This window comes from Laspinema sp. D2d, assembly GCF_025370755.1.
In the GTDB taxonomy this organism is placed as follows: Bacteria; Cyanobacteriota; Cyanobacteriia; order Cyanobacteriales; family Laspinemataceae; genus Laspinema.
Map to the genome: position 1 here is coordinate 1 of NZ_JAMXFC010000045.1, position 23569 is coordinate 23569.

20 protein-coding genes and 1 pseudogene are annotated in these 23569 nt (G+C 49.0%); 13 read left to right on the top strand and 8 right to left on the bottom strand.

Annotated elements, in window-relative coordinates; translation table 11 throughout:
* Positions 1-83 precede the first annotated feature (83 nt).
* Complete coding sequence (locus tag NG796_RS22850) at positions 84-242, bottom strand: hypothetical protein (protein ID WP_261209460.1); 159 nt, start codon at positions 240-242, stop codon at positions 84-86.
* Between the two features lie 24 nt (positions 243-266).
* On the opposite strand from NG796_RS22850, the gene NG796_RS22855 reads away from it, so the two are divergent.
* Entirely contained in the window at positions 267-2603 is a 2337-nt protein-coding gene (locus NG796_RS22855; RefSeq protein ID WP_261209461.1) for a cation:proton antiporter, read from the top strand.
* Between the two features lie 42 nt (positions 2604-2645).
* Here the strand turns inward: NG796_RS22855 and NG796_RS22860 are convergent, their stop codons facing one another.
* A complete protein-coding gene (locus NG796_RS22860) occupies positions 2646-2858 on the bottom strand; it encodes an Hfq-related RNA-binding protein (protein WP_261209462.1) in 213 nt (70 codons plus the stop codon).
* Positions 2859-3168: 310 nt separating this feature from the next.
* Between NG796_RS22860 and dapF the strand changes: the two genes are divergently transcribed.
* Together dapF and NG796_RS22870 are read left to right on the top strand one after the other, a co-directional pair.
* A complete protein-coding gene (gene dapF / locus NG796_RS22865; RefSeq protein WP_261209464.1) occupies positions 3169-4023 on the top strand; it encodes a diaminopimelate epimerase in 855 nt (284 codons plus the stop codon).
* A 52-nt stretch (positions 4024-4075) separates the two neighbouring features.
* The gene (locus tag NG796_RS22870) at positions 4076-5224 is read left to right on the top strand and encodes a hypothetical protein (RefSeq protein ID WP_261209466.1); all 1149 of its coding nucleotides are present in this window, start codon (positions 4076-4078) and stop codon (positions 5222-5224) included.
* A 113-nt stretch (positions 5225-5337) separates the two neighbouring features.
* Here the strand turns inward: NG796_RS22870 and NG796_RS22875 are convergent, their stop codons facing one another.
* Positions 5338-7017, bottom strand: a complete 1680-nt coding sequence (locus tag NG796_RS22875; RefSeq protein WP_261209468.1) for a DUF1565 domain-containing protein — start codon at positions 7015-7017, stop codon at positions 5338-5340.
* A 282-nt stretch (positions 7018-7299) separates the two neighbouring features.
* Here NG796_RS22875 and NG796_RS22880 point away from each other — a divergent pair, with 282 nt between their 5' ends.
* Positions 7300-8412 (top strand): thiamine phosphate synthase, encoded by a 1113-nt coding sequence (locus NG796_RS22880; protein WP_261209470.1) that lies wholly within the window; start codon positions 7300-7302, stop codon positions 8410-8412.
* Complete coding sequence (gene thiS / locus NG796_RS22885) at positions 8405-8614, top strand: sulfur carrier protein ThiS (protein ID WP_261209471.1); 210 nt, start codon at positions 8405-8407, stop codon at positions 8612-8614. The genes NG796_RS22880 and thiS overlap by 8 nt, the downstream gene beginning before the upstream one ends.
* A 152-nt stretch (positions 8615-8766) precedes the next feature.
* Here the strand turns inward: thiS and NG796_RS22890 are convergent, their stop codons facing one another.
* The gene (locus NG796_RS22890; RefSeq protein ID WP_261209472.1) at positions 8767-10044 is read right to left on the bottom strand and encodes an MFS transporter; all 1278 of its coding nucleotides are present in this window, start codon (positions 10042-10044) and stop codon (positions 8767-8769) included.
* A 344-nt stretch (positions 10045-10388) separates the two neighbouring features.
* Here NG796_RS22890 and NG796_RS22895 point away from each other — a divergent pair.
* From NG796_RS22895 to NG796_RS22910, 4 genes and pseudogenes are all read left to right on the top strand, one after another.
* A pseudogene (locus tag NG796_RS22895) lies at positions 10389-10650 on the top strand (thiamine phosphate synthase); the annotation flags it as partial.
* 304 nt (positions 10651-10954) lie between these two features.
* Positions 10955-11917: a DUF1517 domain-containing protein gene (locus tag NG796_RS22900; protein WP_261209473.1), complete on the top strand. Its 963-nt coding sequence runs from the start codon at positions 10955-10957 to the stop codon at positions 11915-11917.
* 248 nt (positions 11918-12165) lie between these two features.
* Positions 12166-14100, top strand: a complete 1935-nt coding sequence (locus NG796_RS22905) for a serine/threonine-protein kinase (RefSeq protein WP_261209474.1) — start codon at positions 12166-12168, stop codon at positions 14098-14100.
* Between the two features lie 193 nt (positions 14101-14293).
* Complete coding sequence (locus NG796_RS22910) at positions 14294-14719, top strand: hypothetical protein (RefSeq protein WP_261209475.1); 426 nt, start codon at positions 14294-14296, stop codon at positions 14717-14719.
* A 218-nt stretch (positions 14720-14937) separates the two neighbouring features.
* Here NG796_RS22910 and NG796_RS22915 read toward each other — a convergent pair whose 3' ends face one another.
* On the bottom strand, positions 14938-15885 hold the full coding sequence (locus tag NG796_RS22915; protein WP_261209476.1) for a glycosyltransferase family 2 protein: 948 nt from the start codon (positions 15883-15885) through the stop codon (positions 14938-14940).
* Between the two features lie 240 nt (positions 15886-16125).
* On the bottom strand, positions 16126-17112 hold the full coding sequence (locus NG796_RS22920; RefSeq protein ID WP_261209477.1) for a glycosyltransferase: 987 nt from the start codon (positions 17110-17112) through the stop codon (positions 16126-16128).
* A 450-nt stretch (positions 17113-17562) separates the two neighbouring features.
* Between NG796_RS22920 and cobU the strand changes: the two genes are divergently transcribed.
* Both cobU and NG796_RS22930 read left to right on the top strand, forming a co-directional pair.
* Positions 17563-18135: a bifunctional adenosylcobinamide kinase/adenosylcobinamide-phosphate guanylyltransferase gene (gene cobU / locus NG796_RS22925; protein ID WP_261209478.1), complete on the top strand. Its 573-nt coding sequence runs from the start codon at positions 17563-17565 to the stop codon at positions 18133-18135.
* A 291-nt stretch (positions 18136-18426) separates the two neighbouring features.
* Positions 18427-19017, top strand: a complete 591-nt coding sequence (locus NG796_RS22930) for a hypothetical protein (protein WP_261209479.1) — start codon at positions 18427-18429, stop codon at positions 19015-19017.
* 53 nt (positions 19018-19070) lie between these two features.
* Here the strand turns inward: NG796_RS22930 and NG796_RS22935 are convergent, their stop codons facing one another.
* Positions 19071-20030 (bottom strand): ribonuclease Z, encoded by a 960-nt coding sequence (locus NG796_RS22935; protein WP_261209480.1) that lies wholly within the window; start codon positions 20028-20030, stop codon positions 19071-19073.
* 525 nt (positions 20031-20555) lie between these two features.
* On the opposite strand from NG796_RS22935, the gene NG796_RS22940 reads away from it, so the two are divergent.
* Both NG796_RS22940 and NG796_RS22945 read left to right on the top strand, forming a co-directional pair.
* Positions 20556-21746 carry a SpoIID/LytB domain-containing protein gene (locus NG796_RS22940; protein WP_261209482.1) on the top strand — a complete coding sequence of 397 codons (1191 nt, stop codon included), beginning with the start codon at positions 20556-20558 and terminating at the stop codon, positions 21744-21746.
* Positions 21747-21896: 150 nt separating this feature from the next.
* Complete coding sequence (locus NG796_RS22945; protein ID WP_261209484.1) at positions 21897-22118, top strand: hypothetical protein; 222 nt, start codon at positions 21897-21899, stop codon at positions 22116-22118.
* Between the two features lie 73 nt (positions 22119-22191).
* On the opposite strand, the gene NG796_RS22950 is transcribed toward NG796_RS22945, so the two are convergent.
* On the bottom strand, positions 22192-23502 hold the full coding sequence (locus NG796_RS22950) for a hypothetical protein (RefSeq protein WP_261209485.1): 1311 nt from the start codon (positions 23500-23502) through the stop codon (positions 22192-22194).
* Positions 23503-23569: the final 67 nt, after the last annotated feature.

Genomic DNA, 23569 nt, shown 5'->3' on the forward strand with positions numbered 1-23569 from the left:
GGGGAGGCGGGGGAGGATGGGGAAGATGGGGAAAAGTTTGTAGTAACGACTTCAGTCGTTCTGTTAATTTCGTAGTAACCTTTTCAGGCGTTATCCCGCGTTCTTAATAACGACTTCAGTCGTTTCCCCCCATCTCCCCCATCTCCCCCATCTCCCCCATCTCCCCCATCTCCCCCATCTCCCCCACCTCTCCCATCTTCTCCCCAAAAATCGTTATGCTGAATTGTTATAACGCTTAACATTTCTCTCATTTTTGACAGACACCCGTGCAAGAAGACTTTAGACTCATCCTTGACTTAGTAACGATGCTGGCGGCGGCGGCTAGTGGTGGTTTATTCGCGTCCCTCCTGGGTCAACCGGCGATTCTGGGCTATTTACTGGGGGGAATTATCGTGGGTCCTGCCGGTTTGGGATGGATCAAAGAACTGATTCAAGTGGAAACCCTGGCTCAATTTGGCGTGGCCCTCCTGTTATTTGCCCTGGGAGTTGAGTTTTCCTTTGCAGAACTTAAAAAAGTCAAAGGGATTAGTCTCGGCGGTGGCACTCTCCAGATTGTCCTCACCATTGCCGTGACAACCTTTGTTTCTCTGGTGATGGGCTGGTGTACGTCTTGGTCTCAGGGCGTCTTTTTGGGGGCGATTCTTTCCCTTTCCTCCACTGCGGTAGTCCTGAAATGTTTGATGGAACGCAATGAACTCCCTACCCTGCATGGTCAGGTAATGTTGGGGATTTTGGTGGTGCAAGATTTGGCCTTGGGATTCATGTTAGCGGTGTTACCGGCCCTGAACGAACCCCCGGAGGCGATCGGGATGGCGGTGATTTCTGCGGTGGTGCGAATTGCTCTATTTGCGGTGGCAGCGATCGCGGTGGGGTTATTCATCGTTCCGCAGTTGCTGAGGTTTCTGGCGAAAACTGAAAGTCAAGAACTGTTTTTACTCGGGGTGATTGCCCTATGTTTGGGAATTGCCTTAGTCACCTACTATCTGGGGTTTTCCATTGAAATGGGGGCCTTTGTCGCCGGGTTGATGATTTCTGAGGTGGAATATGCGGACCAAACCCTGACATACGTCGAACCCCTGCGAGATATTTTGGCCGCCCTGTTTTTTGTGTCCGTGGGAATGTTGATTGACCCGGTGTTTCTCTGGCAGAATCTGGAACTGATTCTGGGGTTAGTCTGTTTGGTGTTTGTGGGGAAATTTTTAATTATCACCCCGATTGTGACCAGCTTTGGCTATCCCCTGCGAACGGCGTTGATTGTGGGGCTAGGATTGGCCCAAATTGGGGAATTTTCCTTTGTGTTGACGGCCCAGGGGCTGGCGACGGGGTTGGTTTCCCGTCCGGTTTATTTGTTGATTTTAGGCACGACTGCGGTCACGCTGGTGGTGACGCCATTTGTACTGCGACTGGTGCCAAAATTGCTGGATTGGGCAGAGAATCAGGTCTGGTTGAATCGATTTTTTGAGGATACCAGTGGACCGAGGGCCACTTCCGACGAGGTGCGGTTACCCGATCGCGTGGTGGTTTGTGGATATGGACGGGTGGGTAAAAAAGTCGTCCAACTGCTGCAAGCGCATAACTATCCCTTGGTGGTGATTGATAGTTCCGAACGGGCGATCGGGCAACTGCGGGCGGCTGGAATTCCCTATATTTATGGCAATGCGGCATCGTTGCACGTTTTGGAAGCAGCGGGAGTGGACCAGGCGAAGGCGGTGGCGGTGGCCCTACCAGACCCGATGAGTACGCGTTTGTGTCTGAAGCGATCGCTGGAATTATCCCCAGAATTAGATGTGGTGGTCCAAGCAAACCAAGAAAAGGAGATTGAACTCCTCTATCAATTGGGGGCCTCGGAAGTGGTGCAATCAGAATTTGAGGTGAGTTTAGAACTGGCGACTCATTTGTTACTGGGGGTGGGATTGCCTTTGCCGGGGATTCGGCGAGAAATTGAACAAATTCGCAGTCACCACTATTTAGAATTGCGTCCAGCGCGATCGCCCTCGGAAGTCTCCCGGGAGTTACAGGTGGCGGCATTGGACATGAACAGCAAATGGTATCCCTTACCGGAGGGGTCTCCTCTGGTCGGAATGACCCTAGAACAAACCGATATGCGCCGACTCAGTGGGGTGAGTTTAATGGCGATTCGTCGCGCCAATGGGGAAGAAATTGACTATCCCACGGCGGATACAGCCTTGGTGATGGGGGATAAACTCTTGGTGGTGGGACAAGCGGAAGAACTGACCACCTTTGAACAATTAGCCCGAGGAGAGGTGGCGATTCCCCAAGAAAATCGCTCCTGTCAATGGCTGATGGTCCCCGAACTGAGTCCCATTACGGATAAAACTTTGGGTCAACTGGACTTAAGGGCGGAGTATGAGGTGCAGGTGCAAGCGATTCGCCGGGAAGGGCAGTTTATTCGGTTTCCTCATGGAGGGACTCAAGTGCAAGCGGGCGATCGCCTCCTGCTGTGCGGCAGTCTCCTCTCCCTGAAACGGATCCAAATGTGGTTGGCTCCTCATCCGGGTCAATCGCTTCCCATCACAGTTTCCCTGAGCAAAGCTCACCAAAGTGAACCGCTGAAAGAAGGGCTACCCAGCGATCGGGGTTAAAAGGGTCCGGTCTGGGCTAAATGAGGCCAAACCGGACAAGAGTCAAGATTTCGGCTTCAGATAAACAATGGAATGACGCCAGACGATGGTTTGTTTATCGTAGTGATCCAGGATAGAAATGCACTCTTTATCCTGCCAAAAAATTTTCCCAGCTAACAAATCTCCGGTGACCAGTTTGAGTTCTATCTCGTGTTTGTCTTTAATAAAATTTTGAACTTGGCGAATGCTAGGTAAGTTAGTATCGAATTCAGGCATGATTGGGTCTCAACGAGAGAAAATTTGGCATCAAAATCGAAGCAAAACGGACAAAATTCCGGCAGGCCGGTTATTTGGCCTCGATGTTAAAGGATTAACCGGCTCTATGAGTCATGTTAACCTGTCATGGAATCAACTCAGGCCCGGTTAGGGTTCCCACCGGGAATAACCTGGAGAATGTGAGGGCGCAAGAGGGCGATCGCGCTTTTAGCCACCGATAAAGATTCCGGTCTCAAAAGAGGGAACTTTAACATCGGGTATTATCAAATAAAACCAGGACAAGAACCCGAACTTTTCGCGAGTACAAGCCATGACTTTAGAGTTTACCAAATATCAAGGTTTGGGAAATGATTTCATTCTGATTGACAACCGTCAGAACCCAGAACCTATGATAACGCCCTCCCAAGCCGAACAGTTATGCGATCGCAACTTTGGCATCGGTGCTGATGGGGTAATTTTTGCCCTTCCGCCTACGGAACCGGACACCGACTACACCATGAGGATTTATAACTCTGATGCCTCGGAACCGGAAATGTGTGGCAATGGCATCCGCTGTTTAGCGCGGTTTCTGATGGATCTGGGAGTCCCGCCTCGGAGTTCAGCCACGGGAACCGGAGAATATCGGATTCAGACCCTAGCAGGGGTGATGACCCTAACCCTGAAATCCGATGGTCAAGTTACGGTAGATATGGGCTTGCCTCGGTTGCTCGGGGCAGAAATTCCTACAACCCTTTGTGCTCCCGAGGAAAAGGCGGTCAATGTCCCCTTATCCGTAGCCGGAAAGACCTGGGATGTGACCTGCGTCAGCATGGGAAATCCCCACTGCATTACCTTTGTAGAGGATGTGGATGCCGTGGATCTGGCGGGGATTGGTCCTCAGTTTGAGAATCACCCGGCCTTTCCGAAGCGGACCAATACGGAATTTATTCAAGTCATGGGGCGATCGCATCTGAAAATGAGAGTTTGGGAACGGGGGGCCGGTGCTACCCTCGCTTGTGGGACCGGGGCCTGTGCTACCTTAGTGGCCGGGGTCCTCACGGGTCGATGCGATCGCCAAGCCACCATCGAACTCCCCGGCGGCCCTCTGCACATTGAATGGTCTGAATCCGATGGCCGACTTTATATGACAGGTCCTGCCGAACGGGTATTTTCAGGCCGGATCTAGATCCGCGCCTACATCCAGATCGCAACACTAAATCACAATACGGAGAACAGAGATGGGTGGAGGCATTTACCTCATACAAGATGAAGATCGGCTTGTAGAAATGATAGAACAAGCCTACGACAACGAAGATCGACTGCAAGAATTACTCGAAAAATATCCCACCCTGATCGCCGGAGACCAAATTGACCGGGCGACCCCTCGGCAATGGTTATTAATTTCCCGGGAAATGCCCCTTCCGGCAGAGGATGAAGTTAATGGTCAATGGTCTTTTGAACACCTATTTCTCGACCAAAATGCCATTCCCACTCTAGTAGCTGTCAAACATACTCAAGATACTCGAATTCGACGAGAAATTGTCGGTCAAATGTTAGACTATGCCGCCAATGTTTTAATCTATTGGCCCATTGAGTCCATCATTACCCAATTTGAATCCAATTGCCGCGATGTCGGTCGCGACCCCGAACAAGTTTTTGAAGAATTTCTCGGGACTGATGCTCATGAGGACCGTTTCTGGGATAAAGTCAAAACCAACCTCCAAGCAGGCAAACTTCGATTAGTCTTTGTCTCCGATGAAATTTCTCCTGAACTTAGACGAGTGGTCGAATTTCTCAATGAACAATTAGACCCGACCGAGGTTTTAGCCCTGGAAATCAAACAATATGTCAGCCAGGATGGACTCAAAACATTGGTTCCCCGAATCATCGGTCAAACCGCTGAAGCGCAACAGAAAAAAGCCAGTGCAACTCGGGAGAGACGTCGCTGGGATGAAGCCTCTTTCTTTCATGAATTTGAAACGCGCCAAGGGTATGAAGAAGCGCAAATGGCCCGCGAAATTCAACAATGGGTCCGGCGTCACGAACCCGCTGTGGAAGTGGTCTGGGGAACGGGAGAACTCTATGGCGGGTTTCTCGCTAAATTAAAGCAAAAAGGCCGCAAATCTATTGCACTCTTTACCGTGGATATTTCCGGGGATTTTGTGATTTCTAGTAGCAGTTATGCGACTCAGCCCCCGTTTGATTCCCCCGAAAACTGGCAAGAATTGCGCTCTCGTTTCAGTTCGATTGGTTTGTCCCTTCCCGCTGATTCCAGTGAAACCCGATTACCGACCTTTCCCTTGTCAACCTTACAAGATGAAAGCGCCCTGCAACAGGTTCTGGAAACCTTTGAATGGATTGTGCAAAAAATCCAGTCTGAGAGTTAAAAATATCTCTTTTTGCAAAAAAATCAGGAGTCTAATTATTCACAATTCGTTCCTCTGAATTGCGGTAAATCAAGACTCCTGAAAGAGAATTTTTTTCTGGGTTGAGGGGAGGATTATTCGATATCTAAAACTACCCCAGTTAGCCCATTACGCTGAAGCAATTGCATCATTTCATCTACTTTGTCCTGGGTTGCAAACGCTCCAACCTGCATCACCATTCGACCATTAATTTGAGTCCGGAAGGCATCGGAAACGATGCGCCGGACCCGAGCTTGGTCGCTGCTGCTGGTGGCATTGACAATCACCCGATAGCGCAATCCCAGGGCGGCAGCACGGCTCGGAGGTGACGGGGGTCCATTACCTGCACCCCCACTGGGCGCACCCACTACAGGGACTCCAGCGCCCCCATTTCCGATCGGGGGAGTGGCATCAGGAACGGGTAAGAGGTTCGGTAGAGTGTCCCCGGGGCGATTCCCGATCGCCGTTGCTGGTGCAGGGGTTCGCGGTGCGGGGGCTGGTGTCCGTGCGGTCCCAGTTTGGGGAGGCGGCACCGGAATGGAGATGCCTTCGCCAGGTGCGGGAACAGGCAGACTCACGCTCGCCGATAAAGGCGGCTGAGGCGTTGTCGCAGTTGGGCTCGGAAAAGAGGCTGGGGTTGCTGGGGGTGTGGGGGCTGGAGTCGCTGCCGGACGGGGTAACGGTAAAGGTAAAGGGCGCGGGGGTGTACTGACAACCGGGGCGCTGGCTACCGGGGCGAGGGTCCCGTTGAGGTCCAATCTTCCACTGGTGCGATCGCTGGCGACTTGATTCCCAAATGCTGGAATAATCTCTTTCGTCGCACTTCCATTAATATCCATCTGGCCGTTATTGCGGACCACATTCCCGCCCGGATCTCCAGAAGTCCCCATATCCGGACGAGAATTGCCAACGGCAACTACTCCATTTTCCTCATTGATTTCAATCTGATTATTCCGCAATACGGGACGGGCCGATCCATGAATCACCACCCCATCTCGATTCTGTCTCACCTGATTCCCGGTCAAAATGGGTTCCGCTTTCTGGCCGATATTGATTCCGAATCCAGTGCGCTCAAAGATATTCTCCACAAGCTGGGGTCGGGAGGTTCCATAAATGGTGATACCGTTGGCCCCATTTTCTACAAAATGATTCCCCCGGATTGTCGGTGCACCATTTCCCACCACGGAAATTCCATCATGTCCGCTGCCGGTGAAGGTGTTATCCGTGACCTCCATTGAGGCGGATTCAACCCACAAGGCATAACCACTGGTATTGTTATTAGTCAGGGTGATCCCCGAGACCTTGGCTCCATCGGCGGCGACGAGACCTACATTTTGTCTTGCAGAAGTTCGACTCAGATACAGACCCCCGCCTTGGATAAGGATTCCGCGTCCTCGGGTGCTGGTATCTCCTTCCAGGGCCACTTGAGGTTTGAGCATTAGGGGAAAACTCTCCCCACTTTCAGCGCTATAAGTGCCAGGACTTAGGCGAATCGTTGTGTTGGGCTTGGCTTGCCGCAAGGCTTGAGTAATGGTTTTAAAGGGTGCGGATTCGCTCCCGTTGCCGCTGGAGTCATTCCCCTGAGTGGGATTGACAAATAGCTGGGTTTGTAAGGCCACTTCGGATCCCGAATTCTGGGCGGTTTGGAATTCGGGAATGCTTTGGGCGATCGCTGTTGGCCCATAGAACCAGAACAACGCTGTCGTGGCAATTCCCAACGGGGCCACGATACGATATTGATATGAATGCGATTGATGGGGGCTTCTAAAACTCACAACTCTCCTCCTATCTTCTCCTAAACGAATCACCTTCTTCAGTTGCAGTTCATCCGATGTAGATGCCGATAAAATGCCCGAGTGTCAATTTCCTCCCTCCTGATTATCCAATGAAATTAACGGTTGTCTAATTTTTTGTGCCACAATAACTTTCACCGCTTAAAAAAAATTAAAAAAGCGGACAGGATATTATAAGTTTGCATCATAGAGTTCCTCAATGTTCACGCCTCATGGGAAACGTTAAAACAGACTGTTCGGATCGAGCAATGAAAGGGGGTTTCGATGGCTGAAAAAAACAGCGGTTTAGCAAGGGTGTCGGATTTAGGTCCCCTCCAGTTGCAACCGGCGCTCTGTCGCATTTTAGATGCCAATTTAGACCGGGCGCGCGAAGGCTTGCGGATTATTGAAGAATGGTGTCGCTTTGGCCTGCAAAGTTCACCTTTAGCCAATGAGTGTAAGTCCATGCGCCAGGAACTGGCAAGTTGGCACGCACCAGAACTCCGGGCGGCCCGCAATACCCCTGGGGACCCCGGTACAGACCTCAGCCACCCCCAAGAAGAAGAACGCTCAGGCATTGAGTCCCTGTTGCAGGCGAACTGCTGTCGGGTGGAAGAAGCCCTGCGGGTCCTGGAGGAATATGGCAAGCTGTATCATCCGGATATGGGTGCTGTGTTTAAGCAGATGCGTTACCGCGTTTATACCCTGGAAAGTAGTTTACTCGCTTACCGGCGTCGTCAACTCCTGGATCAATCTCCTTTATATTTGGTTACGTCCCAGAATGATAGGTTGTTCGCCGTGGTAGAAGCGGCCCTAGAAGGGGGCTTAACCTTGGTGCAGTACCGTGACAAAAATACAGATGATGGGGAGCGTCTCCGGAATGCGGAACGACTTCGCCAAATTTGTCACCACTACGGGGCGTTATTTATTATGAATGACCGGGTGGACTTGGCTTTAGCGGTAGATGCGGATGGGGTTCATCTGGGACAACAGGATATACCGATCGCCTTTGCTCGTCAGTTGCTTGGCCCTCAACGTTTAATCGGTCGTTCTACCACGAACCCGGAAGAAATGCAACGGGCGATCGCAGAAGGGGCGGATTATATTGGGGTCGGTCCGGTGTATGAAACGCCGACAAAACCGGGTAAAACTCCAGCGGGTCTAGCATACGTCCGCTATGCTTCTGAGCATTCTTCGGTCCCTTGGTTTGCGATCGGGGGCATTGATATGCACAACCTCACCGATGTGCTCGATTGTGGTGCCGAACGGGTGGCGGTGGTGCGTGGCATCATGGAGGTGGAACAGCCGACTTTAGTTACCCAATATTTTCTGTCTCAAATGAATCGGATTCAAACTCTGAAAGCTGTTGAACAACGGAATGTCCAGTCTAATGTCTGAAATAGCCTTACAAGTAAATGGTGAAACCCAGTCTTGTCCCCCGGGACTGAATCTCCCGCAATTCCTAGAACAGTTGGGGTTAAATCCTCGGTTGGTGGCGGTGGAGTACAACGGGGAAATCCTTCATCGCCAATTTTGGGAGGGAACTCAGATGCAGCAGGGCGATCGGCTGGAAATTGTCACCATTGTTGGTGGCGGCTAAGGGTCTCAATGAAGTCCCCGCTACAGGGCAAATTTGATGCCAAATCCTTTCTTAATAAGTAGGCCAGTAAAATTAAATATCAAAACTAAAAGAAACCGGGTTAAAACCCGGTTTCTTTTAGCTTAATTACCGCTCACTTTTTCCCCAATCTGTTAACTAGCTTGAGAATTTTCTATCTCATCTAAAGGAAGAAACAATATAGTGAGCATTCCAGGAATCGCGAGTAAACATACGAGGATAAAAAATCCGGGATAGCCAAGTTTTTCCTGAATGGAACCGCTAATCAATCCCGGCACCATCATGCCAAGTGCCATAATCCCCGTAGAGATCGCAAAATGAGAAGTTTTGTACTTTCCCTTACAAATATACATTAAATAAACTGCGAAAGCAGTATAGCCTAATCCCGAACAAAATTGATCCAGGGCAACGAGGGGATAAACCAATAGTTTGGCAGGTTGAGTATAAGCCATATAAACGTAAAAAATATTCGGTAAATTCAAGGCTAACGCCATCGGCCAAATACTTTTCTTTAATCCATATTTTGCAATAACAACCCCGCCTAATATACCTCCCATCAGTAAGGAGATTACGCCTACGGTTAGGTTTATCCAACCTACATCTTCTGTTGATAATCCTAAGCCTCCTACTGCTAAGCTATCTTTAAAAAATAGCGTAGCCATTTTTCCAAGGAGTGCTTCTCCGAATCGATAGAGTAAGATAAATGCTAATGTAGCAGCAATTTTATTCTGCCGAAAGTAAGAACTAATAACTTCTACAAAAGGAACAGTTTCTTTAATTTCCTTGGGAGAAAGTTGCGAATCACTTTTAGGAAAAGGTAAAATAAATCGGTGGTAAAGGAAAAGTACCCCAAACATTAAAGCTGTTAAACCTAGGGCCAGACTCCAGCTTAAAGGAATATTGCCGAGGGATGTTGCCAGTCTACCCGCAAATACGATTAAAACTCCCTCAGTGAACATCCGGGCTATTCGGTAAAAAATATTGCGAATACCCACATAGAAAGCTTGTTGTTCTGGACTTAATGCCAGCATATAAAATCCGTCCGCCGCAATGTCATGGGTGGCGGAAATAAAAGCAGCGATTGTAAAGGCGCATAGAGAGATGAAAAAGAAATTGGACAGTTGCATAGAGAGCGCTATTAAACTTAAGCAGCCCATCATGGCTAGATTTGTATAGAGTATCCAATTTCGTTTGGTGGAGTAAATATCAATAAAAGGCCCCCAAAACATTTTTATGACCCAAGGCAGGTAAAGAAGGCTTGTCCAAAAAGTAATTTCGGCATTGCTGATCTTCAGGTCTTTATAAATCAGAAGCGAAACGGTATTAATAATGAAGTAAGGGACGCCTTCAGCAAAATAAAGGGTCGGAACGAAAGTCCAAGGGTTACGATAGGAGGTTTTTTTGAATAGCATGAAATTGATATGAGTAGAAAGTGCCAGAAATTAAACAGGGGAATTTGCCGGTGGAAAACAGGAGCGTCAAGAAAGCGGGAAACTATTAATTTACCAGGTTTCACTTCTATCTTCACACTTTCTTTATCGGGGATTGATCGCCACTTTGATGACTTTGCGATCGCGCAAATTAGTCCTTGGTAGCGCCGATGCCGCCTTTGCCGCTCTTTCTGGGGGACGCATTGGGGGTGCTTCCTTCCCTGCACCCTCTGGCTCCGATTCTTCCCCAACTCGCACCTATGAACCCGGGGGTGCTTATTATCCCGGTGGGGGTGGATTTGGATTCCCCTTCCTGCTGCTCTTCTTTGGGTTTGGCTGTAGACGCCGATGGGGTTCATCTGGGCCAACAGGATATGCCGACTGCCTTTGCTCGTCAGTTGCGGGGTCCTCAACGTTTAATCGGTTGTTTTACCACGAACCCGGAAGAAATGCAACGGGCGATCGCAGTAAGGGGCGGACTATATTGGGGTGGGTCCGGTGTAGGAAACGGCGACAAAACCGGGCAAAACTCCAGCGGGTCTAGCTTATGTCCGCTATGCTGCGGAGCATTCTAAGGCGATCGCCTGGAAATTGTTACCATTGTTGGCGGCGGCTAAGGGTCCTAGGGAAATCCCCGCAACCGGGGAAAATTTAGGCCAACCCACCTCGATAATGTCTGAGTAATGACATCGGAGAAATCCCCAAGGTTCGGCTATCCTCCCCCAAATCCGTTGGGATTTCGAGTCCGGTTGGCAGAGGAAAACGATACATTAGAAGGGAGGCAGAAAGTTACATCTGCCTGCCGACTCCCAAATGCCAGAATGGTACTGATATAGCAGATACCTTCTGAGTCGGAACCCTGTTGATGAGAATCGGACTTCCTAGCTGCCTTATGTATAGAAAACTGCTTTCAGCAATTAAACCCTTTTTCAAACCCCTCCTGGCGATCGCCTTGGTCGTCGTTTTGGTCCTCGGAAATGCCGATGCCGCCTTTGCCGCTCGTTCTGGAGGACGCATTGGGGGCGGTTCCTTCCGTGCACCCTCTCGTCCATACTCGTCACCAACCCGCACCTATCAACCCGGGGGTGGTGGCTATTATCCCGGTGGGGGTGGATTTGGATTCCCCTTCCTGCTGCCGTTCTTCGGCTTTGGCGGCGGTTTTGGTGGATTGTTCAGTATCTTCATTGTGATCGCTCTTGCCAACTTCTTGATGCAAGCGTTCCGCCGTGCTGGTAGTGAAGAAACGGCAGAATATACCAACAATCCGACAGTGGCGATCGGGCAAGTCCAAGTCGGACTCTTAGCCGAAGCGCGGGAACTACAAGAGGAACTAGATAAACTCGCCCTAACTGCCAATACGGGGTCTGCCGAAGGGCGTGCCCAAGTCCTGCAAGAAGTTAGCCTCGCTTTATTGCGCCATCCCGAATACTGGGTTTACGGTGCCACCCAATCGGAAAAAACCCGGTTAGCGGTTGCCGAAGCCAAATTTAACCAACTCGCCCTCGCGGAACGGTGCAAAGTCCAAGAGGAAACCCTTTCCAACGTCAATAACCAGTTACGCGACGGCAATGCAACCAAGTCATTGCCCACGGATGAAAACGGCGAACTGGTGAAAACTGAAACCGCAGCACCCAGTGAATATATCGTGGTTACCCTAGTGGTTGGAACATTAGGTAATCTCCAACTCCCCACGATTAATGGTTCTGACCAAATGCGGCAAGCCTTAAGTCAAATTGGCGGCATTGGTAGCGAACAGTTGTTAGCCTTCGAGGTCCTCTGGACGCCGCAAGCGAAAGGAGATACTTTGACCACCGATGATATGTTGACCTACTATCCAAACCTACACTTGGTATAAATTCACTGCGTTGAGCGGTTGAGTGAGAAGAGGGAGGTAGCAAGTGCTACCTCCCTCTTTTAATGAAAAAAAGGGAACCACCGATTTCACAGATTTTCACGGATTTTTTTCTGTGTCATTTGTGTCATCTGTGGTTTAATGTTTAGATAAAGTAAGGGAACCACAGATTTCACGGATTTTCACGGATTTTTTTGTGTCATCTGTGGAATTTAACGCTAGATTGTCCTCTTAGCCTCCCCTGAGACTGTATGAGCCTCTGCCTCAACCCCCACTGTCCCAAACCCGATCACCTAGATAATAGCAATAACCGTTACTGTCAAAGTTGCGGTTCTGACTTACTTCTGAATGGGCGTTATCGCGTCATGCGACTATTGAGCGATCGCAGCGGTTTTGGCAATATTTACGAAGTGTTTGAGCAGGGGACCCCAAAAATCCTGAAAGTTCTCAAGTCAGAGTGGAATAGCGAGGCGAAAGCCGTTGAGTTATTTCAGCGAGAAGCAGAAGTTCTACGTCAACTCCCTCACCCCGGCATTCCCCAAGTGGAGGGTTACTTCCAGTATCAAACCCAAGCGGGTTTTGGGCTGCACTGCATTGTCATGGAAAAAATTGAGGGGTTGGATTTAGAACAATGGTTAGGGCAGCAGAATAATCAAGGGATTACCCAGGAACAAGCGATTAAATGGTTGAAAGAAATTGCCCAAATTTTACAGATTGTCCATGAAAAGCAGTTTTTTCATCGAGATATTAAGCCCCAAAATATTATGATTCGTCCCAATGGGCGATTAGTATTGATTGACTTCGGCACAGCACGGCAGGAAACTTATACTTATTTAAAGAAAGTGGCCGCAGTTGGCGGCATTACTGCAGTAATCTCTGTTGGATATACGTCACCGGAACAGAAAAATGGTCAAGCGGTACCGCAATCGGATTTTTTTGCCTTGGGGCGGACCATTGTTCATTTATTAACCGGGCAACATCCCTGGAAGTTTGAGGATGCTCATAATGATGTGTTTAACTGGCGCGGTCATGTGTCGGGAATCTCGCCTCTGTTATTAAATTTTCTCGATAATTTAATGGAGCGAATTCCCAGTAAGCGCCCGATGAATGCTCTGGCGTTATTGCATCGCATTGAGGAACTGGAAAAAAAATTAATAAAACCGACTAAGCCGCCCCGAACAAAACCCAGAATGACTCGACCCTTTGCGGTAGCAACGGGTTTGTTGATACTGGTGGGGTTAGGTGGAGTAAGCGGGTACAATTATCTGCAAGCGAATCCTTGTGTTATCAAGAAAGCGACTTATTGTGTTAACACCTTAGTGAACACCCTAACGAGTCATTCTGGCTTGGTTTTGTCTGTAGCCATTAGCCCGGATGGGCAGACTCTTGTCAGTGGCAGTAGAGACAATACTATCAAAATCTGGAATCTGGCCAACGGGTATTTAATCCGCACCCTAGCGGGTCATTCTAACTCGGTTACGTCTGTAGCCATTAGCCCGGATGGACAGACCCTTGTCAGTGGCAGTTTTGACCATACTATCAAAATCTGGAATCTAGCCAACGGGAATTTAATGCGTACCTTAACGGGTCATTCTAGCTTGGTTACGTCTGTAGGCATTAGCCCAGATGGGCAGACCCTTGTCAGTGGCAGTTGGGACAAGACTATCAACATCTGGAATCTGGCCAACGGGAATTTAATCCGCACCTTAGCGGGTCATTCTCAGATGGTTATGTCTGTAGCCATTAGCCCGGATGGGCAGACCCTTGTCAGTGGCAGTGTAGACAAGACTATCAACATCTGGAATCTGGCCAACGGGAATTTAATCCGCACCCTAGATTCTGGCTGGGTTTGGTCTGTAGCCATTAGCCCAGATGGGCAGACCCTTGTCAGTGGCAGTGCAGACAATACTATCAAAATCTGGAATCTGGCCAACGGGAATTTAATCCGCACCCTAGCGGGTCATTCTGGCTTGGTTAGGTCTGTAGCCATTAGCCCGGATGGGCAGACCCTGGTCAGTGGTAGTGAGGACGAGACTATCAAAATCTGGAATCTGGCCACCGGGAATTTAATCCGCACCCTAGCGGGTCATTCTGACAATGTTTTGTCTGTAGCCATTAGCCCGGATGGACAAACCCTTGTCAGTGGCAGTCGCGACAAAACTATCAAAATCTGGCGAGGTGAATAAAGTAGGCGGGGAACGGCTATAATCTCGTCCAAGCCGAACAACGTAGTCCAATCAATCACATGGCTACAGCCTGGAGGGACTGGGATAGAAAACAAAGAAATGAAGGGTATGGATGCAGGGTAAATTTTCAAACGAACCCTGCCATAAATCTGCTAAAATCAAGAGATACTTAACCTAAAATAGGACAGTTGGCATGGATGAAATGGCTAAAACTGTACTGGCTTGCTGGCTGAGTTTGCAAAGGATAGAAGTGCGCCTGAATGCGGGTGAAGAATTGGCATTAGAACACATTAGTCAGCAACTACAGCAGCATCGGGAGGCTTGGGAGTCCCTTCAGCGAGATTTAATCCGTCTCATCCAGGAGAATCCCTCATTAAATCGAGTCTTTCAGGGGATTAAACCTGAACTGGATAAAATTGAAACGGAGGAACTTCGAGAATTATTTCTTAGGGAATCACAAGTCTCTCAAGCAAACCTAGTTTCTAATCCCGTGGGAACCTTTGATGTTGCAACAGTTAAAAATCCGGTAACCCACTCTGGGGCAATGGCAGAACTTTTGGTGCAATTTGCCACGCAGATGCAACGGCAAATAGGTGATCCAACCTGGGCAACTCCTTGAAATTTCCAGAAATACAAGGAACCGGAAGAGGTTGATGATGAAGCCTTTGCACTCGCTTGTGCCTTAGTTGATGAATATGAACTCGGTTGGGATAGGGAATCCCAACAAATAGCAATTACAAAATCTTAGTTTAGGCCAGTAACTTGAGAGATAAAGAAAAGGAACCACAGATTACACAGATTTTCACGGATGTTTTTCTGTGTAATCTGTGGTTAGGTTTAGGCTGATTCTTTGATTTCTGGAAGGGTTGGGGATTCGGTAGTGGGTTGGACTGAGGTTTGGTTCAACTGTCCCCCAAATTTGCGTAATTCATAGAGTTTGACTCCGATTTGATATTCATATTGACTTAGCAGGCGTCCATAAATGTACCCGGCTTTTCCATCGAGAAAGCCTAGTTTGATAATGTAGAACCAAATAAATCTTAAGAGGGGTTTGAAGGGGAGGCGCACCCAGACGGTTTTTAGAAAGCGTTTGCGCTGGACGGCATCGCCAAAAAAGTTGGCTCCAATGGTGCCGCTGTCGTCTGTTCCACTGAGGAGGTTATAGTAAACTCGGGCTTCCCAGTTGGAGTAGCGATTATGGCGTTCTAACCATTGATAAATGTCTCGGAAGTCTTCATGAATCATGTCTGCTTTCAAGTAGGCAGCGGGACGATCTAAGATGACGTGCTCGTGAACTTCGTTATCGCCGGTGTTGGGAACGTCTTCGGTATTTAAGTTTTCATATCGGCCTTTTTGATGCCGGAATAAACGAAGGTTCCAGTCGGGATATTTGCCTCCGTAGCGAATCCATTTACCCAGAAAGAAGACTTTACGATTGAGATAATACCCATCGGAGTTAGGATTTTGGATGGCTTGAGCCATTTCTTCCCAAAGTTCTAGGGGGATGCGTTCGTCACAATCGACGATCAGAACCCATTCGTTGCGAAAGGGGAGGTTTTCTAAGGACCAATTTTTCTTTTTGGGCCAGCCGCCGTTAAAATGAAATTGGACGACTTTTGCACCCCAATTTTCGGCGATTTCAATGCTGCGATCGCTACTTTGGGAGTCCACTAAAAAGACTTCATCGGCGGGTTCGAGACTCGCTAGGCAAGCCGGGAGATTAACTTCTTCATTTTTAGCGGGAATCAAAACAGAAATTGGAATTTTTGATGGGTTCAAGTCCATGATAATCTCGATTAACTTAACGCCAGCTTAGAGTGTTCACAACAGGTTGGCTTTGAACCCGAATGGGTTAAGAGGGGATTCTAAAACTTAGGTGCAGAGTATAGGGTAAGGGTTAAGCATTAGCCCAAATTGCGACTGCCCAACTCCGTGCGATTTAATCCTTTGACAAGTTGTTTCCATCTCGTTGATCCTTCTCTCCATCCTAAGCACCTCCCCACCTCCAATTTCCTTTGTTTATTTTTAACCTGTTTCAGTCCGATCGCTCTTTTGAGTTTTCCCAACGGGTGTAGATGTCGATCCGGCAAGTGGAGAACCGAACAGCATTCCGCGTAAGGCTGTACTTAAATACCCAATCTGACCGTAAGCGTACACTAAGTTATCAAAGCTTAAGGCTGGATCTCGAAAATATTTTAAAGATTTATAAAGCCCCCGCACCAATTTTTCACCCCCATTGCCAAGCTGTCCGATTCCGGCACGTCCGGTGAGTCGTTCCCGATAGCACTCGCTAATCCCCTGCCACCAGCCTCGATTCAAAAACCAGCTTCTTTGAACTCGTTCTGCAAACACTTGATGCGCGACGATCGCCTCGGGTAAATAAGCCACCTGCCACCCTTTATTCAGGACGAGTTCGGTCATGTAAAGGTCTCCATTTGAAAGCAGGTTTTTCCCGGCACGGTCGAGTTTAATATCAAATCCGCCCACTTCTTCATAAACGGTTCTACGAATAGCATAATTTAAGCCTCTTGGGGTGAGTCCGGGACGGTCAATGTAGAGTACCTCATCCCCCAGGTCATAAGCTCCCAAATTTTCTGCTAATCCCGGTGATAGCCACGGGGGAGGGGTAACCCCAGCGGGCCAGATTAGGTCAATTTTGCCCCCAGCTACCCCGATTTGGGGGTTGGATTGAAAGGCCCGATGGATGACACTCAACCAAGTGGGGGTGGCGATCGCATCGTCATCTAGATAAGCCACAATTGCGGAGGTGGTTTCCCTAACCCCCGTATTGCGAGCTACATTCAGTCCGAGGGTGGGTTCATAAATGTACTTAACGCGCGGATCCGACTGCCGTTGGGCGACCACCTCTTTAGTGCGATCGCTCGATCCGTTATCCACCACTAGGATTTCAAAATTGGTAAAGTCTTGCTGAAGCAAGCTATCAATCGCATCGCCCAAATAGGCGTCTCGATTGTGGGTACAAATAATTGCAGAGATATCGGGCTGAGGCATAAATTAGGTTACTCCGATTGAGTCTAGCTCCTGTGCTGAGTTTTAGATCATCCCGGTGGGAATCCAGTCGGCTTACCTGGACTTCTGATCACGCCGCTGGGTTATCATGCGGCTTTTTGCTAAACCGACCCCCTGTTCAGGTAGTCTGGGTCTTAAGATTTTATTTGGATTTGAGGGGTTAAACCGGCGGTATAATTTACGATAAAAATTCGGGATACCCGAGCAGTTGGGACTCTTTCATTCCTGGTTTAATGGATTTCAACCTCCTTGACCCTGGGTGAAACGATCTGGAATGGAGTGACTCTCCTTGGAGCAGTATAACTTACCGCTTTAGCAAAACAACTGATACAGCAGACGGAGTGAAAGGCAACAAGGGTCTAAGGTCAGGTAATGTGTCGGGGAAATCTGGAGACGGGACTGAGCCCATAACAGAAATCAGGGATAAAGAGGGTGGTGAAACGGATCATTTTGGTGACGGGACCGGCGCGATCGGGGAAGAGTGAATGGGCCGAACAGTTGGCAGAACAATCGGGCAAACCCGTGATTTATCTGGCGACCTCTCGTTTGGATCCGGATGACTGGGAGTGGCAAGGACGAATCGATCGCCACCGCCAAAGGCGATTAGTAAGCTGGACGACCCAAGAGGTGCCTGTAGCACTCACTGCCGCGATTCTCCAAGAGACAACCTCCGAGAATCCTTGTTGTTTGTTGGTGGATTCTTTAGGCACTTGGGTGGCGAATCTGTTACCAGAAGAAGACTCCACTTGGGGGGCAATTTTAGAGGAGTTAATGGAGAGTCTGAACCATTTGAAGCAAGGAATTGTAATTTTTGTCGGGGAGGAAACAGGATGGGGGGTAGTTCCTGCCTACCCAATGGGTCGGACCTTTCGCGATCGCCTGGGGGATGTGGTGCGTCGTTTGGGGGCGATCGCGGATCCCGTGTATCTGGTAACGGGAGGTCATGCCATTAACTTGAGTGCGATCGGTTCGGTTCTCCCCCCTCCTAAACCCCTAGAGGACTAGGGCGAAAACGGCTCAATTTCGCCTCCGGATCACCCTCCTTTGCAAGAGAATTTCTCCAATTTCAGTGGTGGATTCTTCTACCCCATCTGGGTTTGACACCCGCTAAAATAGAGTTAGGCGAAAGTTTCCTAGGATTAAGGAGATAATTGCCAGGGATGGTAGTCAGGGTCGGGTATCAGTAGGCATAAAGGGTTGGTAGCTTACCCCTAAATCCTCCAGAATTGCCCTGCCTAAATCCGTTAAAAACTCTCCAGCAACCGCCTCTGGGTCGATTGGTTAGGGTTATTCAAAATGTTGCGAATCAGCCCAATGGGGTTAATTTGTGAACAGCGTCAAAAGATTTTAGGAAAATTTATGGCAACGGAAGAACAGGTCAAAAAATATCTTGCCTACTGGTTCCAATTAGGCAAAAAAGTCATCGTGAATAATGGGACTGAGAAAGTGTTACCGGACCCGATTTACCAGGACAATGACTACAGTGCAGAATTTGAGAGGTGTTGGCAAATTCTGACTGACCCCAAAAATGGCAGTTGTTATGTGGAAGGAACCCATGAAACGATCGCCGAATTGCTCACGCCGAAGTGGGAATTGATGCTCTGTGCGCGATGTACTATGCCGGTTCCCGCCAAAATTCGGGGAACTCCTCCAGAAAATTGTCCTTGTGTGGATTTACCGTCCTGGCCTAATTTGGGGGTTCCCCAACCGCGATCGCCTGTAGACTCTAATCATCGCCTGGGAGGAATTCGCGATCGCCTCCGTAACCAGAAGTACAAGGAAGACAACGGCAGCTCTATCTTGGTTGCGGATCCGAATTTGGTTCCTTTATTAGAAGACCTTCCTCGATGCCAATGTCCAGCGATTTCCGAAACGGGATTAGAATAAAAGCTGTTTTAGGGTCAGTGGCGATCGCACTTGGTGAATTCCGGGCGATCGCCTTAATTCCCTACTGACTCTAACTCCGTGGGACGATGGCGTTCCACCTCATAGGTCCAGAAATCGTAAGCCATCTCCGTCTTCGGAAAAATTGCCCGGGCTTCCTGGCGCAAATCCTCCAACTGGATATCATTTCCTGGGGCATATCGGGGGCTGAAATGGGTCATAATCAATTGTTTGACCCCGGCAGCTAAAGCCACTTGCGCCGCCATCGTACTGGTCGAATGCAGGCGATCGATTGCCAACTGGGCATCTTGATGAGAAAACGTCGCTTCGTGAATCAACACATCCACATCTTGCGCCAGTTGCACCGCCCCCTCACAAAAAATTGTATCCGTACAATAAGCCATTTTCCGCCCCGGTTCCGTTGGTCCACATAACTCCTGACCGGAAATCTGCCGACCGTCGCTTAAGGTTACCGTTTCCCCGCGTTTGAGTTGACCATACAGAGGACCGGAAGGAATCCCCAAGGCTGCTGCTTTTTCCACATTAAACCGTCCCGGACGGTCTTTTTCCTCGACACGATAGCCAAAAGCCGTGACCCGATGTTCTAGGCGTCCGCATTTGACAATAAACTCATCATCCTCATAGACGACCCCAGGGCGACTCTGATGGACTTTAATGGGATAGGAGAAATGAGTTTGGGAGTAGCGACTACAGGCTTGCAGATAGTCATTTAACCCGGGAGGACCGTAAATATCAATCCGGCTGGCATTCCCGGCTAAACCGCAACTGGCTAACAACCCCATTAATCCAAAGATATGGTCTCCGTGGAGATGGGTGATAAAGATGCGACTAATTTGACTAATTTTGATTTCACTACTGAGAATTTGATGTTGGGTGCCTTCGCCGCAGTCAAACAGCCACACCTCCGATCGCTGAGGCAGACGGACCGCCACACTGGATACGTTCCGCGATCGCGTCGGTACACCGGAACTGGTTCCTAAAAACGTAATCTGCATCTTAAGGCGCTCTTTTAACCGTTAACACAACTTATTGGCGGTAAATTCCACCCTTCGGACTTCCTGCATACTGGGTTCAACGGGGTTAAATCAAAAATCCTGTGTTCCAGGCTGAATACAACGCACTCAATTCTACTCAGGGGGAACAAATGAGCAGAGCCTTTAAACGATAACTCGCTATCCTATCATAGTTTTCCAGACTTACCCATTCTCTCTCAACCCCTGGTCTTCCTTGGAGGAGCAATCATCCAAATATTTTATATTTTAGAGATGTTTTAGAGTTCCTCTACCCCTCATGAGTACCGGATGGAGTATCACCCCTGAGCAAACCCGGGCAAATTAAAAAATTTCAGTCTAAAGAATGAGTACATCTGCCCTTTGTTGTCCTCATATTGCTTGTATGATAGGGGGTTATGACCAGACAGGGGGCAGTCTTCACAACCGAAGACTTTCCCTGAACCCGATTAACCCTGATCTTTTGCAATTTATCTTAAGAGGATTTCCTGTTTGAGGAGCTTGCCAACCATGAAACTAGCACCCACCCCAACCCAACTGTTATCTCCGCTCAAGCCTTTGTGGGAAAGCCGACATCAGTGGTGGCTGATTGCTTTGATGTGGCTGATGATGGTTGCCCCAGCTCAAGCCAGTTTATTATTGCGAGTCGCCATTAAACAAGATGTCAGTGAAGTGACTATTGGCAGTTCTACCCCAGCTACTGTCCTAGATAGTGCAGGGCGGTCCTTGGGTCAATTGAATAGCATGGAGGCAACCTTAGCCCGGAGTACGGGATCTGGTGTGGCGATCGCCGGTTGGCAAGGCAACCAAATCGTGATTGAACCGAGTGGGGATGGGTTTGTCTATATTGGCGATCGCTGGTATCGCGGCAATACGGTCCTGGTTCCCACCTCCGGCGGACTCACGGCGATTAACGAGGTGGACCTCGAAGAATATCTCTACAGCGTCTTAGGGGCGGAAATGAGTCCCAGTTGGCCCCAGGAAGCCCTCAAAGCGCAAGCGGTAGCGGCCCGGACTTATGCCCTCTATCAGCGCCAAACACGCGGGACTTCCCTTTATGACCTGGGGAGTGACACCTACTGGCAAGTTTATCAAGGTGTCGAAAAAGAAGCCAATACCACCCATGCTGCGGTGCAAGCAACTGCCGGACAAGTCCTGGTTTACAATGGTCAACCAATAGAAGCCGTGTTCCACTCCTCCTCGGGGGGACATACAGAAAATGTGGAAGATGTCTGGATGGAACCGAGGCCCTATCTGCGCGGAGTCCCGGACCATGATGCCGGTTCCCCCGTCTACGAATGGACCGAAACCTTCACTAGCAGTCAACTCAGCAGCCGGATCTCCGGAGTTGGAAATGTCTTGTCTATGCGCCCTCAACGCACTAGCCCCCACGGGCGAATTCAGTCCATGCTGATTGTGGGCGATGCGGGTCAGCGGACCCTCGATGGAGAAGAATTACGGCAGGCCCTCAACCTCAGAAGCGCCCGGTTTACCGTAGTGCCTCAACAGGGTCCATCGGCGAGTAAAAATACGCTATCCAATATTCCCACGGGATTTACCCTTCAGGGTCGGGGATTTGGTCACGGCATCGGATTAAGCCAGTGGGGGGCTTACAATCTGGCTTCTCAGGGTGTAAATTACCAACAAATCGTCCTCCACTATTACCAAAATGCTACTTTGGCAAAAATCCGTGTAGAGTAAGCAGTTGGGGATTGGTTGTAGGGTGAGTGGGCTCGCCTCAGTGAGCCGCTCAACTGCAACCGTCTGTTTTCCAGTCTCTATTAAGATCTCCTACGGTAAGGGAGTGAGGAGAGATTGTTTGTCAACCCATCTATAAACAGGAGGATCACTGTGCCAAAGTGGGAATACCTTTTCGTTCGATTTGACTACTTTGCCGGTGACCTTTGCGTGCATAGTGCAAATGGACAAGAACTCCGAGACCAACACAAAAAGCAACCGCTTTATGAGTATTCCAATCAGATGGGAGAACAGGGTTGGGAAATGGTCAACTTTAATTTTACCCCGGCCTATGGTTATGGGTTTTTGACCTTCAAACGGCTGAAGCCGGATTAAGGAAAGGAAGAATGAAGGGGGAAAGGGGAAGGTGAAAGAGGGAATCCCTCTGTCATCCTTCATCCTTTTAAGTTCATCCTTCCAAACGCTTGAGCCATTCAGCATCTAATTTGGCCGAATTTTGGCTTTCTTGCTCAATTAAATCGGTTTCGGTGGTGTAGGCAATATCTCCGCTTCCGATAATGTTTTGAGCGGCAAATTGTTGGGCATAGGTGAGTTTTTGGCGTAACTCATCCGAGGGTTGATTTAAGGCGATCGCCTGTTGTTGTCTGGTTTCGTTTCGGGCTTCGACTTTGCGGTTCCGTCCTTTTAGCCACAAATACCGAATTAAGGGAACCGACAAAAAGGCAATTCCATACCCAATCAACAGCCAGTAAATTGAGGCAGCAAAGGCTACTAATCCCCCAATCTGGGCAGCGATCGCCCCATCTTGCAATAAATACCCGAGGAAAATTCCTCCCCCAATATTCAGAACCCCCAATCCAGCGGCTAGGTTTAATTGACTGGTAGAAGCTTCGCTAAATTTCCAGGTCAATTCCCGTAAATAGGCTGGAACCGACAGAGTATTTCGGTCTTGGGCCGTCGTCTGTAATTCAGGAAAATGATAGACAATCTGCCCGTCCGGACTGACTTCAGGACGACCATTAAATCGAGTCAGGACCGGCAACATATACTCTTCATATTCCTTGTCATATCCGGTTCCTAAATCATCCAAATAGGGGGCAATTTGTTCGGCGACAACAGCGCCTTGATGATTCCGAATCGTAGCAGCGATCGCCTGCCAGCGTCGTTCCTCTAAATTAGCATTTGGGTTCCCATCTCCAAATAAAAATGAAAACACCGCCTCTAAAAAATTCATCGAGTTTTCCGATGATGACGCCGCCGCTTTTTGTCTCCTTTCCCGCTGATACCGACCATAGTTGGGATCGAAAAACCAGAAAATATCCGGTCCCCAAAACATCCGGGGATAAAATATCATCCCCCCGCCTCGGGACCGGCCACCCCGATTGCTGTTGCTATCTTTATTCGCCATAGTCAGGAGAATAAAAATGCTGGCAAAAATAATAAAAATCGACAGGATTAAAATAATCCCAAATGAAATCCGGATCAGGTAGAACAGAACCCGCCACACCTTTTCCCACCATTCCTGTAACTGAATGCGGAAATATTTATTCCGCAGAATGGAGCGAAATTGTTTGGGGAACTGATAGACAATATCTCCCGTGTCCGCAACCTGTAAATGTCCTCCAGCTTCAGATGCTAAAGCTAATAATTCTCGCTCGGCGAGATTCACTTGCAGTCCGGCGCTAGTTGCCACGTCACCGACGGTAACGCGATAATTCAGCTTCTCGACTGCCTGCATTACTGTGGGATTTAGAGCCATATCCTGCCCTCATTGAAGTTCCCGATCTTCTTCTAGTATAGGATTTTCCCACGTAGGGCGGAGCAGC

What these genes read in the sequence shown, in the direction of transcription:
- NG796_RS22850 (WP_261209460.1), bottom strand. Translation starts at nt 242, where the DNA reads ATGTTAAGCGTTATAACAATTCAGCATAACGATTTTTGGGGAGAAGAT.
- NG796_RS22860 (WP_261209462.1), bottom strand. Translation starts at nt 2,858, where the DNA reads ATGCCTGAATTCGATACTAACTTACCTAGCATTCGCCAAGTTCAAAAT.
- dapF (WP_261209464.1), top strand. Translation starts at nt 3,169, where the DNA reads ATGACTTTAGAGTTTACCAAATATCAAGGTTTGGGAAATGATTTCATT.
- NG796_RS22870 (WP_261209466.1), top strand. Translation starts at nt 4,076, where the DNA reads ATGGGTGGAGGCATTTACCTCATACAAGATGAAGATCGGCTTGTAGAA.
- NG796_RS22880 (WP_261209470.1), top strand. Translation starts at nt 7,300, where the DNA reads ATGGCTGAAAAAAACAGCGGTTTAGCAAGGGTGTCGGATTTAGGTCCC.
- thiS (WP_261209471.1), top strand. Translation starts at nt 8,405, where the DNA reads ATGTCTGAAATAGCCTTACAAGTAAATGGTGAAACCCAGTCTTGTCCC.
- NG796_RS22890 (WP_261209472.1), bottom strand. Translation starts at nt 10,044, where the DNA reads ATGCTATTCAAAAAAACCTCCTATCGTAACCCTTGGACTTTCGTTCCG.
- NG796_RS22900 (WP_261209473.1), top strand. Translation starts at nt 10,955, where the DNA reads ATGTATAGAAAACTGCTTTCAGCAATTAAACCCTTTTTCAAACCCCTC.
- NG796_RS22905 (WP_261209474.1), top strand. Translation starts at nt 12,166, where the DNA reads ATGAGCCTCTGCCTCAACCCCCACTGTCCCAAACCCGATCACCTAGAT.
- NG796_RS22910 (WP_261209475.1), top strand. Translation starts at nt 14,294, where the DNA reads ATGGATGAAATGGCTAAAACTGTACTGGCTTGCTGGCTGAGTTTGCAA.
- NG796_RS22915 (WP_261209476.1), bottom strand. Translation starts at nt 15,885, where the DNA reads ATGGACTTGAACCCATCAAAAATTCCAATTTCTGTTTTGATTCCCGCT.
- NG796_RS22920 (WP_261209477.1), bottom strand. Translation starts at nt 17,112, where the DNA reads ATGCCTCAGCCCGATATCTCTGCAATTATTTGTACCCACAATCGAGAC.
- NG796_RS22930 (WP_261209479.1), top strand. Translation starts at nt 18,427, where the DNA reads ATGTTGCGAATCAGCCCAATGGGGTTAATTTGTGAACAGCGTCAAAAG.
- NG796_RS22935 (WP_261209480.1), bottom strand. Translation starts at nt 20,030, where the DNA reads ATGCAGATTACGTTTTTAGGAACCAGTTCCGGTGTACCGACGCGATCG.
- NG796_RS22940 (WP_261209482.1), top strand. Translation starts at nt 20,556, where the DNA reads ATGAAACTAGCACCCACCCCAACCCAACTGTTATCTCCGCTCAAGCCT.
- NG796_RS22950 (WP_261209485.1), bottom strand. Translation starts at nt 23,502, where the DNA reads ATGGCTCTAAATCCCACAGTAATGCAGGCAGTCGAGAAGCTGAATTAT.